Raw genomic sequence first — 14,025 nt, forward strand, 5'->3', positions numbered from 1 at the left:
CCCTATTAAATCAATCATTACTACCTATTTTAGTCGTATTGAAATAAAAAAACCACTAATAATTTCGTTTTCCGTAATAAACACACTTGTTTATCATTTTCCCGAAATCCATTTTTTATGTTACACTTACACGGAATAGAACATAATGAGGGGGTATTCATTTTATGAAAACACGTGACTTTTTAATCGGAGTTGTTGCTGGTATTGCAGCTGCATATGTAATCAAAGAAGCATCGACGAAAGTAAATCCGAATCGTAATCCTAATTCAATCTTAGAAGAAGTGAAGAAAGAATTTAAAAAGGAAGGACCAATCGACGGTTCTTGGATTTTCATGCAACCTGAAACATTCTATAAAGAAAACATCTCGATTCCTGTTTTTAAAGGCGGTATTTCACGCATCGAAAACGGCGAGAGTGTTAACTTTGAATTCGCAGCTGAAAGTACGAGCGGCACGATTGTTGACTTAGTTCGTATTTCTTAATCTACATTACTGGAATGCATGGTTTCTTCATTGAAATCATGCTTTTTTATTTTTGGGGAAAGTAAAAAAGCTGAACAAATGAATGTTCAGCTTGCCATTTTATTGATTCACTTTTTCAGTAACGAGTACTTCATCTAGTATTTCCTTACCAGTTGGATCCCACTTGATCAAACGTTTATAAGCATCGTGGTAGAAACTGACGAAATGACCTTTTTCTAAAATTTCTCCGACTAACTGCTCTTTTGCAAAAACCGAAGTCATTGGATAATCATCGTATGCAAGTACCCATAGCGGATTTTGATGTGCATGCGTCGGCATAATGTCCGCCATATGAATAATGACCTCATCGCCCTGCGTTAGGCGAATCACCGCATGACCATCACTATGGCCGCCTGTATGGATCATCTCGATACCGTCCGTCACTTGGAATGTACCTTCATATGTTTCGACTTGATCAACGATTGGTTGCCAATTTTCTTTCCAATACGTGTTTGCAGAACGGATATTAGGCTTGCGCATCTCATCCCATTCTACTTTTGTCACGTATACTTTTGCATTCGGGAAGGTTGGTACTAACTTCTCCCCTTCATACTTCGTTAAGCCACATGCGTGGTCAAAATGAAGATGCGTCATTAATACATAATCTATGTCATTCACTGTTAAGCCAAGTTTTTGTAAATCATCTTCTAAATGAGATTGATCTGTCACGCCGAAGTTTCTCAATTGTTTTTCGGTAAATTTACCATTACCAACACCGGTATCAATTAAATAATTCTTCCCCTTTAGTTGAATTAAAATTGGGTGTGTCGGTAATTCAATTTGATTATTGTCGTTTACAGGGTATTTTCTCGACCAAAGAGGCTTCGGTACTACCCCGAACATTGCTCCACCATCTAAAAAAGTGACGCCACCATTTAACCAAGTTAAAGTCATATCATGAAATTTATAAGTATCCATCCAATTCCCCCCTAATACTATTCAAACTCCATTCCATTTTACCATATTATGTCGAAAAGAGAATTATTTACTGTATAAAGGTGTTTTTTTGTAAAAAAAAGATTAGTAATTTTCACATTACTAATCTCAGTGTTATTATTTTTTCGTAATAAATTGAGCTTCCACGCGGTAAATTGGTTGACCTTTTGCAGAGAATTTCTCTTCATATTCCGTCATAATATTACCTTCTGGATTGTCATCATGTAAGTCTAATGATACAAGATTTAACTTCATACCATAGTCAGTCATGCTAATTAAAGAATATTCAAAAAGACCGCGGTTGTCTGTTTTGAAATGCACTTCGCCATTATCAACTAGTACGTTCTCATACAGCTTTAAGAAGCCTTCATGTGTCAGACGGCGTTTCGCATGACGTGTTTTAGGCCATGGATCAGAGAAGTTTAAGTAAAGACGATCTACATCGTTTTTAGCAAAAAACTTTTCTAAATCTGAACCATCTACACGTAGTAGACGAAGGTTCGCAGGTGAACCAGCATCCAATGCTTTTTCACAAGCTTTCATCATAACACTTTCAAAAAGTTCGATGCCGATATAGTTAATTTCAGGATTTGCTAAAGCCATGCCTGTAATGAATTGTCCTTTACCAGTACCTACTTCAATATGCAATGGATTGTCATTATTGAATAATGATTTCCAGTTCGTGCGATAGTTTTCCGGATTCGGTTCAACGATTTCTGGATGCGCTTCTAAAAAACTCGGCGCATTTGGATTATGTCTAAGTCTCAAAAAATTTCCTCATTTCATTTTTTCTTCTCAATTGTTCATTTTAAAGAAACATATTATTTAGTCAAGTTATTATAGCCTAGTCGCCAATTATTCTCTTGAACAAAATAGGAGATTGTTTGATTTTCTTTCGCTTGACCTATGTACTCACCATCTGCATGACCGATGACCGAATCATGTAAACGAATGTCAAACTTGCTTGATTTATACGATTTGACGGTATTGAATTTTGTATGTTTGCCGAAAAAAACAGTTAAAAATATTAATAATAATTTCAATTTAGTGATATCATGTACGACTGTTAATTCCATTAATCCATCATTCGAAATAGAATTCGGAGAAATTTTCATGCCACCTCCAAAATACGGTTGGTTACTCGCTACAACGAAGTAGCAGTTTTTCAAATGTCCGTGATTTTCAATCGTTAAATCAAATGGTTTGAAGCGGAATAGCTCGCGAATCAAAATCCAAACATAAGCTAGCTTTCCTAAAGAAATTTTATTCAACCATGCTTTCATCTTTGAACGATTCACTTCATAGGTCACGACAGCATCGAAACCAAAACCACAATTATTCATAAAAACATCTTCAACATCTACAGATTTCACTGCGCCAAGATCATACGGCAAACTTGTCGGATTTTGTATAAACGATTCGATTTGATGAGCGGTCGTAAATGTAGGGAATGCTCGACCAAAATCATTGCCAGAGCCACCATTCATGACACCGACTACTAGATGCTCATACGATACTGCTCCTTTAATCACTTCATGAATCGTCCCATCTCCGCCAATTGTTAGAAGCAATGTCGGTTCTTGCAATTCACCATATTTTTTCGCGATTTCCACAGCATGACCTGTAGCGTTCGTTCTTTCTAAAATATATGGCGTTTGAAGCGTCTTCGATAACTTCTCAAACTTCCGCTTTGCCCTTCCATGCCCTGCGTAATCATTGACTATAATGACTAGACGCATTTACAATCATTCCCCTTCCTCTGTAAACCATTCAGCTCGCATGAAAGATGTTGTCTGGACGTTATTTAAAAAAGTTTCCGTCACTTTAAATTGCATATGCTTCATCGGTGAATGATGATTCTGTAATTGTTCAACCCAATTTTCATAATGTCTTCGATCAATGAATTCGACGCCATATGAAGAACCAGGATAGTCGATATAACCATTTCTTGATAACACGACTTTCTGAATTTTCATCGACACGTCATTTTGTTCAAATAACGCCTTAATAATCATTTCCATACGATTCAAACTAATCATCGGATTGACGACACGATTCATTTGTTCGCCAATTCGCTTTTCCCAAAAACGATCTGAATTGATTCCAGTAAAAGTAGCACGTTCTTCTGCTTCAATATTTTGAATGCAGTAACATTCAGTCGGGGTAATAATAATGATTCCCATCTCGACTGGTGCTTTTTTGATTAGGAAAATCGGTTCATACATGACGAAGAATGTATCTGGTAGCTTCATTAATAAATCCTTCAATAGCGAGCTACGGTAATACTTCGCATCAATATTCGATTTTTCTCGCATCGTCGTACTTGCCCAACTTAATTGGAATGAGAAAAGTTGATCCATATACATTCTTCTTAATTCACCGACTGTTTTAGGATGGAATAGTAATTGCGGTTGAAAATCTGATTGAGGATCTTCTTGCGGCTCATGCTCTTCCTCATCTTCCACTTCAAACGCTAATTCCTTTTCTTTTCTTTTGAAAGGATTTAATTTTTGGAACAGTGTTTTTCTTTCATTGACGATCAATTCATCATCTTCCCACTGATCTTCAAATTCTACTGGGTTCTCCCACTCTTCCTTTAATCGATCCCACTTTGATTTTTTCAGTCGAATATATTGTGTTGGATATCGTTTCGCATCTACTTGATAGCGAGATATATAATCCTGTAGTTTTATGAGTTGTGCCAAAGCCACTCTCTCCTTACTTTTATTACTAATTAATATTCATATTACCATTATTCTTCTATAATGAGTGATATTTTTGAATAGTCTTATTAGAAAAACCTGTTTTAGAAAGTCGCTCGTTCAGCTTGACTTTCAAAACAGGTTTCATACATCTATTAAATGACTAACATATTCGGGAGTTTCGCTTCAAATGCTTGTTGGATTTTTCTCGTCCATTCACCTGGGTGACCTTCACCAACTACAACTTCATCAATTTGGACAATGGGCGTCACTTCAGATGTTGTAGAGGTTAAAAATAGCTCATCCATCGATTTGAATTGCGTCTTCGTCATCGCTTCTTCTACGACTGGTAAGCCAATTTCACGACAGCATTCAAGCATGACCATACGTGTAATACCATTTAAAATATAATTATTAATTGGGTGTGTGTAAAGAACGCCTTCTTTAATACCAAAAACATTAGAAGAAGATCCTTCCGTAACGATTTCATCACGATGTAAAACTGCTTCATAACAACCTTGCTCATGTGCTGTCTGCTTCGCTAATACCGCTCCTAATAAATTCAAAGATTTAATATCACAACGTAACCAACGAATATCATCTTGGAAAATCGTCTTGACACCATTCTTCAAATTATTCACCGGACGTGCGCCCTCAGTTGTGTAAGCTACAAAAGTCGCTTGTGGATTATTCCCTGGGAAATAGTGAGTACGTGGCGCAACTCCTCGCGTAATTTGCATATACACATGCCCCGTACCTAATTCATTTTCTTCTACTAACTCATAAATCATTTGATGCATTTTGTCTTTTGTATAAGGAATGACAATTTTCAATTCATCCGCACAACGATAAAAACGATCTATATGTTGTTCAGCTGTAAATAAATTACCATTATATACTTTAATTACTTCATAGATTCCGTCACCAAATTGAAATCCGCGATCTTCGATTTGGACAGTTGCTTGTTGTTGCTCCATTAATTGCTCATTCAGCCAGATTTTCGACAAATTGCTGCACTTCCTAACTCTGTAGATTTATTTATGTACTCGTGCCCCAATTTCTCAGAAAGCATTCTTCTATTATGACAAATATTTTTAATAATTAATATACTAAAAAAGAAAAATAGCACAATCACCGCTATTTCCCGGGTAATTGCACTATTTCATAACTTACTGTTTCTTAATTTTATATTTTTTAGGGTTCGAATAAACGCCGTAAACTTGCGTATAGCGAACGAAGTATTCATCCATGTTTTTGCCTGTATTCGTTTTTAAAGCTGCAATACTATCCGCCGGCAATGAATCCACGATGATATCGTATTCGGAAGCATTCACACTGTTTTTCCAAGCCATGAATTGAATCGGTCGGCTCGTATTTTCAAAGTGATTGTTTTTGAAAATCGGATGAATGGCGCCGCTTGATAAAATCCCGCGTTTGCCACTTCCCCCAATCGAATTGAATTTATTATTTTCAATGATTGGGTCGACCCAGTTCATGACGCGAATGGCATCATTACGCATTTGTTTAAATTCATTGTTGATGATTTTCACATTCACATGCGGGCTGTTTTCATACGTGATTCCATCAATTACACCGCTACCCGAATACTTATGCGTACCAATTCCGCGATCTAGGTTTACAAATTTCGAATTTTGAATCGTAACACCATCAGTCGCAGTACGGTCAAAGTTACTCCATGCAGAACTAAAACCTTTCGTCGCTAAATCAGGTGTATCTAAATTGATTGCTTCCTTCGTTAAATTTTCCGTCGGATCAGAATCAATAAAGGTACAATTGTCAATTAAGACATTTTTAGAAGCATCTAATTCGATAAAATGCCCTGAATTCATATTTCTGAAATCAATATTTGAGAATTCGACATTCGTTGTATGCGCCATAATGACCGCAAAGCTAAAGAATTTATTTTGCAAATCAAGTTTCGCTCTACCAGGTGAATAGATTTTCACATTTTGAGTACCGTCAAATCCGCCAACCGTTCCTTTTCCTGTCGATTTCGACGGTGGGACTAGTTGGAATAATGATGCGGATACATCCATCGTTTGAGCATCCGTCACAACACCTTTTTTCATCACGACTCCATCTTCTAATTCAATCGTGACATTTGATGGGACAAATAATGTATTTGTAATCGTATACTCGCCTTTTTTAATTAAGATTTTACCGCCACCTTGTTTTTCAAGATGTTCTAAAATTGAGCGAAGTACATAATAATCCTTCGTCATAGGTGTATAGGAAGGTCGTAAATCATATCTTGGATTTAGTGAAGCTGTATCATGATCGAACTCATATACTTGCTTCGTTAAATCTTCCAAATTGATGATCGTCGCTACATTCCCAGTGCCTTCATAATCGCCCATGGGCAAAGTGACATCATACGTAGATAAGCCATCCCCGATATTCGTCACAACTTCTCGTTTATTTTCAAGCGATAAAACATTTTGATAATCCGATACATCTAATTGCAGTGAAGTAGATACATTATTAAATGCAATGACGCGATTTGATTTCATAAATGTATTACTTTTAATTGTCGGATATTGTACACCGCGTACCACAATTGTCGAACTTGGATTGTAAATTGAATCATCAAATTTATTACTTGAGATGACTGGTTTTTCCCAACCTGTTAAGTAAAGTGACGCATTTCTATTCTGTGTAAATTCGTTTTTCGTAACTGTAATTGACGTCTGTAAATCCGTCGGAATAAATGCTGTTGTTTTTACGCCAGTATATTGTTTATGAAATTTATTCTTTTGAATTTTGATTTTTTTATTCGGCGTATCATCATATTCATTCCAACTGACTGATAATACTGACTTCGACTTCTTCGCATTTTCTAAACGCACTGCTGGCACTTTAGTCGTTTCGGTAGAATTTTCAAAGCGATTATTTTCGATTGTTGTAATATTCGTACCAATCAAATGAATGAATGTACTCGCATTATTATTTGTAAATTGAATGCCTGATATATTAAAATCACTCGTATGCGCAGCAATGATTCCGTGTGAATTGGCCACTTTTCTTAAATCAATTTTCGCATTTCCTTCACCAATGATGGCAACATTTGAAGTGCCATTGTACGCCTCGACTTTTTCTTCTTTATCTTTTGCTATATCTGATTCGATAATTTGGAACATCGTTTTTGATGGTTTAAAACTAGCGCCACCAGTAGTCGTTCCTTTTCGAATTGTTGTTCCGTCGCTTAAAATAACGGTCGTATTCGAAGGTATGTATAGTACATTCGGAATTGTATAAGTACCTTTTTTCAAACGTAAAGTACCGCCACCTTCTCGTTCAATTCTCTCCAAATAACTACGTAAAGTGTAGTATTGTTTCGTGCTGTTATTATACGTCTTATACTTCAAATAATTTTTGTTAATTGGCTTAGTCGTGGTTGAAATCGAATATGTTTTTCCGTCTGCCTTCGCTTCAAAATCATTATTCATAAAAATGAATAGTGAAACGAATAAAACGAACGAGCTCACCAATATTTTCGTTCTTTTTCTCACCGTACAATTACCCCGATTCTTAAATTATTGAATAGTTTTTCAACAGATAAAAAGCCTTCCTACATAAAAGTAGGAAAGCTTTTTAAGAATGATTTAATAATTTTTCCTATTATTCCATCATTTTATAGTAAAATTTTACTAGAGTCAACCAAACTACTTCGTTGCAAGTTCAACGATTGCATCCGCATAAATCGCCGCTGCTTTCACTAAGTTTTCGATTACTACGAACTCATCTGCTTGGTGAGCGATGTCTGGTTCGCCTGGGAATAACATACCGAAAGCTACGCCATTTTTAAGTTCACGTGCATACGTACCGCCACCGATTGATAGTAATTCTGCTTTTTCTCCAGTATTTCTTTCATATACTTTTGAAAGTTTTTGAATTAATTCTTCTTTTTCGTCAACATAGTGAGGAGTTGAATTTTCTGTCACTTCTAATGAAAATCCTAATGCATCAATGACAGGTTGTACTGCTGCGATTTTTTCATCATAAGGGTAGCTTACTGAATAACGCATACTTACTTCTACTTTACCACCCGCTTGAGGTGTGTATGAAACAACTCCAGCATTTAAAGTAGTATCGCCAGAAATTTCGTCATTGAAGTTTAATTGCAATGCTTTACCACGAGTTTCATTTGCAAATGCTGTTACGACAAAGTTTGCGAATTGTTTGGCATGTTCAGTTGTTAGTACTGTATTTAAGAATTGCGCTAATTTAACAGCTGCATTGATCCCGATATTCGGTTCCATTGCATGCGCAGATTTTCCTTTTACTGAAATAATGACTTGATCGCCATCTACTTTATATTCCCCAACTAATTTCGCGTTTGCTAAAAATGCTTGGAAAATCATTTCCGTTGATTCTGGGGCATCTTTTAATACCGCTTCGGCAAAATCAGGAACCATATTCGTACGGTGGCCTGCTTTGAAACTGATTAATTGTTCGTCATTTGACGTACCTTCTTGATTAAATTCAAGTACTGCGATTCCTTTTTCAGCATTAATGATTGGGAAATCTGCATCAGGAGCAAATCCTAAAGTTGGCATTTCGTCATTTGCGAAATAATGATCGACACAACGGAAGCCCGTTTCTTCATCTGAACCGATGATCATACGAACACGGCGATCTAGTTTAACACCTGAATCTTTTACCATTTTCATTGCTAACCATGCAGCCATTGTTGGCCCTTTATCATCAATTGCACCGCGACCGAATAATTTACCATCTTCAATCACTGCGCCGAACGGTTCGTGTTTCCAATCACTTCCAGCTGGAACAACATCCACGTGACATAGAATGCCGACCATTTCTTCGCCCTCGCCCATTTCAATATAACCTACTTTATTCGCTAGGTTTTTAGTTGCCATGTTTTGAGCTTTACCTTGATCTAACATCCAGTTTAATGCTTCAAGAGGACCGTTACCAAATGGTACTTCCTCCGTCATTGTTGATTCATCTAACACACTATTAATTTGTACCAGGGATTGTAATTCTGTCAGTAATTCTTCTTTACGCTGTTCAGCTTGTTGTTGCCAATTCATCGCAATACCTCCTCTATATAATCTATAAATAGTGTACACCTTCTACCACTTTAATAAAATCTAAAAATTAAAACACGAACATTTAAGTTCACTAAAACTATTAATGTACGCTTTTATTTGTAAAGCTATTGTTAAGATAGCTTTTTTTAGTCTTTTTTATGGAAAAATTATTACTTATCCGTTATAATGTAATTGTCAGATAATAAAATCTGGCAAAAACCGAAGTAAAAGGAGATGTCGAGGCAAAATTAAATTCGCCTAACGCTCGCAATTTCTATCGTCCGCTAGTCTTATGAATAAAGATGAAGGAGTGGTTCACCAATGAAACCAACAACTGATCGGATGCTTAATCGTATTAAAGATGTGTACAAGTATATCCATGAGAATGGAACCGTTACAACACAGGATTTAGTCGACGAATTCGGCATCACTCCTCGCACCATTCAAAGAGATTTGAATGTGTTAGCCTTTAATGACTTAGTTGAAAGTCCATCTAGAGGTAAATGGACAACGACGCGTAAAAAAGTGAAAATGACATCTTAGAAAGGTTTAATGAGCTTTATCTCACATTCGCTCATTAGACGGAGAAGACAACTAGCCCTAAGATTTACATGCTGAGGCCAACTTCTCATTTAATCGACTACAACTTAAAAACGTAAAAAAGAATGATCTTGCTGCGTCGCTAGGTCATTCTTTATTTTTGAACAAAGCAGACATATTCAATTATGTCTGCTTTTATTTTGGCGTTTCAGAAGTAACATCTACGCAATCTAAAAAAAAAGTGAATGAAATTGAAAATCCAATTTCACTCTCTCTTTTTGACTCATGCATTTGTATTATTTTGCAGGTTTTGCATTTTTCAATTGTTCTAGTTCATCCTCTGTAAGTTCACGGTACTCGCCTAAAGCTAGCGATTCGTCTAATGATAAAGGCCCCATCGAAATTCGTTTTAAGTAAGTTACTTTCTTACCTACTGACTCAAACATTCTTTTCACTTGATGGAATTTCCCTTCAGAAATTTCTAATTCAATTTCTGATTGTTCATCAGATTTAAGAATTTTCAACTTCCCTGGCTTCGTATGATAACCATCATCTAAAGTGACACCTTCAGCAAAAGCATCGATATCTGCTTGTGTTACGCGCCCTTCGATTTCAGCAAAATACACTTTTGGTACATGCTTCTTCGGAGAAAGTAAATTATGAGTTAATTGACCATCATTCGTGATTAGTAAGAATCCCTCAGTATCTTTATCTAAACGACCTACAGGGAACGGTTCGAAATGGGCATGGAATGGATCCAATAAATCGATGACCGTTTGATCATACTTATCTTCCGTCGCAGAGATGACATCTTGAGGCTTGTGCATCATCAAGTAGATAAACTCTTGATAATGAACATGCTCTCCGTAAACCGTCACAACTTGTGCAACTGGATCTACTTGTTTCGCAACATCTCTCACAACTTCCCCATCAACTTGGCAAGCCTTACCCTTTAATAAAATCTTTACTTCTTTACGAGAACCAAATCCCATATTTGATAATAATTTATCTAAACGCATAGTTCCTCCTACATACCTAACTTATTTGCAATTTTCGTGAATTTACTACCTAATAATTTCTGCGCTAATCCTAGTTTCATCGATAGAAGTCCGTAAACTGCGATTCCGACAAAACCACATACTGCGATATAGATAAACGCGACACCGCGCCCTTCAGCTGGCGGTAGGATGAATGATAACCCTTTATGCGTTAACCATACAGATACAGCCATGATTGCTGTTAAAATAATGATTAAAATCGAGCGACGTACAAGCATTTTCGACTTGTAGTTCAGTACTTTTCCTAGCACGACCATATTAATGACAATCGATACAATGTAACCAAGTGAAGTAGCTAAAATCGCACCATTAACGCCGAATTGTTCAACTAGAGGAATATTGAGTGATAGTTTCACTAAAATACCTGTTAGTAAACTGAAAATAATCCATTTTTGATAATCGATCCCTTGTAACAATGCGGCTGTTACTTGGAAAAAGGCGAATAAAATAGCAACTGGCGCATAGTAAGCTAATACACTTGCCCCAACTTTATCCGGTTCATACAACATCGTGAAAATATCATATGATAGGATCGATATCCCGATGACGGCTGGCAATGTGACAAATAATAAAATTTGATACGTCTTATCCATCGCATTAATTAATTCGCCACGCTGTTTTTGCGTATAGAATTTTGTAATGACCGGCACGAGCGCCATCGAAAAACCTGTCGCAAGCATTACTGGGATAATGACAATCTTATGTGTCGTGAAATTTAACATCCCCAGTAAATTATCCGAGATATTCGCTAAACCAACATTCGACATCGCTTGGTTAAATGTCAACATATCGACTAATTGGAATAGTGGGTTGGCGATCCCTACGAACACATATGGAATCGAATACGTAATAACTTCCTTGTAAATTTTCGAGTAACTTAATTCCCCAGAAGACACGCTACTCTCCAACTTCAGATCAAACTCTGGCTGCAGCTTCTTCCAATAATAATATAGACAAGCAAGTCCACCAATTGCCCCAATGAACGCAGAGAACACGGCGAATGATACAGCTGTTTGAGCAGTACCTGATAATACTTTCATCACGACGAATGAACCCGCTAATAAAGCGACAATTCGTACAATTTGTTCGACTAACTGTGATACAGCTGTTGGTGTCATATGACCATATCCTTGGAAGAATCCACGAACTAAACTCATAAACGGGACAGCAATTAATGCAAAACTTACCCAACGAATTACGCTGGCAATTTGATCAACCGAGAAAATTTGGTCATCATCTTTAATGACCAAGTGTGCGATCGGCGTCGCAAGTGAGAATAAAAGTAAAAACGATAGAAAACCTGTCGTTAGCATAATCAATAAGCCTGATTTAACAAGCTTTCTTCCAGACTCATAATCGCCCATACTATTATATTTTGATACGAACTTAGAAACCGCTACTGGCGCTCCTGAAATCGCAATCGAAAGCATAATTGAATAAGGAATATAAGCGTACGAATATAACGTGACATTTTCTTGTCCGATAATCGCATAGAATGGGAATATGTAAACAAGGCCTAAAATTTTTGATAAAAACATACCAATCGTGAGGATGGCAGTACCTTTCATTAATGACGACATAAAATCCTTCCATTCTGTCCAAATCTAATAAAACCTAAACTTTAGTTTACAACTAGGCATACAATTTCTCAAATAGTTTCTGTGTTTCATGTATAATAAAATAAAAAAAGAAAGTGAGCGACATAAATGTATGATGTAATTGTAATCGGCGGTGGTCCATCTGGACTAATGGCTTCGATAGCCGCCGGGTCTAAAGGTAAGAAAGTATTATTGCTCGAAAAAGGTAAAAAACTTGGTCAAAAGCTCGCTATTTCTGGCGGAGGACGTTGTAATGTGACAAACAGACTCCCAGTTGATGAAATCGTAAAAAACATTCCTGGTAATGGACGCTTCCTTTATAGTCCATTTACTATTTTTAATAATGAAGATATTATCTCATTTTTTGAAAATCTAGGCGTTGCATTAAAAGAAGAAGATCATGGACGCATGTTCCCTGTCTCTAACCGCGCTTTGGATGTCGTAGATGCTTTATTAAATGAACAAGTACGACTTCACGTGGAAGTTCGTAAAAACACAGCTGTATCCAAACTATTAATGGACGACGACAAGATCCTTGGGGTTCGCCTGCAAGATGGGACAGAAATCCAATCGAAGGCTGTTGTCGTTGCTGTAGGTGGCAAAGCAGTACCTCAAACGGGTTCGACAGGCGATGGATATCCTTGGGCGGAAAAAGCAGGTCATACCGTTACTGACTTATACCCGACTGAAGTACCTTTACTCTCGAATGATCCATTTATTCGTTCAAAAGAGTTACAAGGTTTAGCTCTACGTGACGCAGCAGTTTCTGTTTTAAAGAAAAATGGTAAACCTATCATCACGCATCAAATGGATATGTTATTCACTCACTTCGGCTTAAGTGGCCCTGCGATTTTACGTTGTAGCCAATTCGTCGTGAAAGAATTGAAGAAAAATGGCAACAAGCCTGTTACAATGCGCATTGCTGCCCTACCGGATTTGAATGCTGAATCAGCTTTCCAAAAAGTATTCAAAATGGCTAAGGAAGAACCAAAGAAAGCATTGAAAAATGTATGGAAAGGTCTCGTTCCTGAACGTTGGTTACTATTCTTGATGGCTCAAGCTGATCTCGATGAAACTCTTACAGGTGCAGATCTACCTGCCGAAAAAGCACGTCAATTCGCACATGATCTCGTATCATTTGAAATGACTGTTTACGGCACTCAACCAATTGAGAAAGCATTCGTTACGGGTGGTGGCGTGTCAACGAAAGAAATCGATCCAAAAACAATGGGCTCAAAAATCAAAAACGGCCTATTCTTCTGCGGAGAAATTCTTGATGTACATGGTTACACAGGTGGTTACAATATTACCTCTGCACTCGTAACAGGAAGAATTGCTGGAGATAGTGCTTCAAGTATATAACCCTAAAACCCCTCCTTTCGTATTAAAATGTACCCTATCAGATAGACACTTTGAAAAAAGTCCTCTGATAGGGTACTTTTGTTTATAATGAAAAAAAAGATGTTGGAGCGGATTAGAATGACTAAATTATATTTTACTAGAGAACAACAAGAACAATTAAAATGTAATCCCAATGTACAAGCTGTAAGTGAAAAAGCAATTACATATACGGATGCATTTAAACGACACTTTATTGC

12 protein-coding genes are annotated in these 14,025 nt (G+C 36.9%); 3 read left to right on the plus strand and 9 right to left on the minus strand.

The features are described from left to right. Positions 1-164 precede the first annotated feature (164 nt). Positions 165-482 carry a hypothetical protein gene (locus DF281_RS09735; RefSeq protein ID WP_109350067.1) on the plus strand — a complete coding sequence of 106 codons (318 nt, stop codon included), beginning with the start codon at positions 165-167 and terminating at the stop codon, positions 480-482. A gap of 99 nt (positions 483-581) precedes the next feature. Here DF281_RS09735 and DF281_RS09740 read toward each other — a convergent pair whose 3' ends face one another. The 7 genes from DF281_RS09740 to pepV all read right to left on the minus strand — a co-directional run bounded on the left by DF281_RS09740 (position 582) and on the right by pepV (position 9,231). After that, entirely contained in the window at positions 582-1,439 is an 858-nt protein-coding gene (locus DF281_RS09740) for a YtnP family quorum-quenching lactonase (RefSeq protein ID WP_109350068.1), read from the minus strand. A gap of 135 nt (positions 1,440-1,574) precedes the next feature. Then, positions 1,575-2,225: a tRNA (guanosine(46)-N7)-methyltransferase TrmB gene (gene trmB / locus DF281_RS09745; protein ID WP_109350069.1), complete on the minus strand. Its 651-nt coding sequence runs from the start codon at positions 2,223-2,225 to the stop codon at positions 1,575-1,577. Between the two features lie 53 nt (positions 2,226-2,278). Beyond that, entirely contained in the window at positions 2,279-3,196 is a 918-nt protein-coding gene (locus tag DF281_RS09750; RefSeq protein WP_109350070.1) for a diacylglycerol/lipid kinase family protein, read from the minus strand. Between the two features lie 6 nt (positions 3,197-3,202). Beyond that, positions 3,203-4,168, minus strand: a complete 966-nt coding sequence (locus DF281_RS09755; RefSeq protein WP_370447842.1) for an NERD domain-containing protein — start codon at positions 4,166-4,168, stop codon at positions 3,203-3,205. Between the two features lie 146 nt (positions 4,169-4,314). Then, positions 4,315-5,166, minus strand: a complete 852-nt coding sequence (gene dat / locus DF281_RS09760; RefSeq protein ID WP_109350072.1) for a D-amino-acid transaminase — start codon at positions 5,164-5,166, stop codon at positions 4,315-4,317. A 162-nt stretch (positions 5,167-5,328) separates the two neighbouring features. Continuing rightward, positions 5,329-7,689, minus strand: a complete 2,361-nt coding sequence (locus DF281_RS09765) for a glycoside hydrolase family protein (RefSeq protein ID WP_109350073.1) — start codon at positions 7,687-7,689, stop codon at positions 5,329-5,331. 153 nt (positions 7,690-7,842) lie between these two features. Next, positions 7,843-9,231 (minus strand): dipeptidase PepV, encoded by a 1,389-nt coding sequence (pepV, locus tag DF281_RS09770; protein WP_109350074.1) that lies wholly within the window; start codon positions 9,229-9,231, stop codon positions 7,843-7,845. Positions 9,232-9,552: 321 nt separating this feature from the next. On the opposite strand from pepV, the gene DF281_RS09775 reads away from it, so the two are divergent. After that, positions 9,553-9,774 (plus strand): DeoR family transcriptional regulator, encoded by a 222-nt coding sequence (locus DF281_RS09775; RefSeq protein WP_109350075.1) that lies wholly within the window; start codon positions 9,553-9,555, stop codon positions 9,772-9,774. Positions 9,775-10,067: 293 nt separating this feature from the next. Here the strand turns inward: DF281_RS09775 and DF281_RS09780 are convergent, their stop codons facing one another. Next, positions 10,068-10,790 (minus strand): pseudouridine synthase, encoded by a 723-nt coding sequence (locus DF281_RS09780; RefSeq protein WP_109350076.1) that lies wholly within the window; start codon positions 10,788-10,790, stop codon positions 10,068-10,070. Between the two features lie 8 nt (positions 10,791-10,798). Further along, on the minus strand, positions 10,799-12,409 hold the full coding sequence (locus DF281_RS09785; protein ID WP_109350077.1) for a putative polysaccharide biosynthesis protein: 1,611 nt from the start codon (positions 12,407-12,409) through the stop codon (positions 10,799-10,801). Positions 12,410-12,535: 126 nt separating this feature from the next. On the opposite strand from DF281_RS09785, the gene DF281_RS09790 reads away from it, so the two are divergent. Continuing rightward, positions 12,536-13,789, plus strand: a complete 1,254-nt coding sequence (locus DF281_RS09790; RefSeq protein ID WP_109350078.1) for a BaiN/RdsA family NAD(P)/FAD-dependent oxidoreductase — start codon at positions 12,536-12,538, stop codon at positions 13,787-13,789. Positions 13,790-14,025: the final 236 nt, after the last annotated feature.

The sequence above is a fragment of the Kurthia zopfii genome, assembly GCF_003143955.1.
Lineage (GTDB): Bacteria > Bacillota > Bacilli > Bacillales_A > Planococcaceae > Kurthia > Kurthia zopfii.

Coding starts and splice junctions, on each gene's coding strand:
- DF281_RS09780 (WP_109350076.1), bottom strand. CDS start 10,790: ATGCGTTTAGATAAATTATTATCAAATATGGGATTTGGTTCTCGTAAA.
- DF281_RS09775 (WP_109350075.1), top strand. CDS start 9,553: ATGAAACCAACAACTGATCGGATGCTTAATCGTATTAAAGATGTGTAC.
- DF281_RS09735 (WP_109350067.1), top strand. CDS start 165: ATGAAAACACGTGACTTTTTAATCGGAGTTGTTGCTGGTATTGCAGCT.
- DF281_RS09750 (WP_109350070.1), bottom strand. CDS start 3,196: ATGCGTCTAGTCATTATAGTCAATGATTACGCAGGGCATGGAAGGGCA.
- DF281_RS09740 (WP_109350068.1), bottom strand. CDS start 1,439: ATGGATACTTATAAATTTCATGATATGACTTTAACTTGGTTAAATGGT.
- pepV (WP_109350074.1), bottom strand. CDS start 9,231: ATGAATTGGCAACAACAAGCTGAACAGCGTAAAGAAGAATTACTGACA.
- DF281_RS09785 (WP_109350077.1), bottom strand. CDS start 12,409: ATGTCGTCATTAATGAAAGGTACTGCCATCCTCACGATTGGTATGTTT.
- DF281_RS09790 (WP_109350078.1), top strand. CDS start 12,536: ATGTATGATGTAATTGTAATCGGCGGTGGTCCATCTGGACTAATGGCT.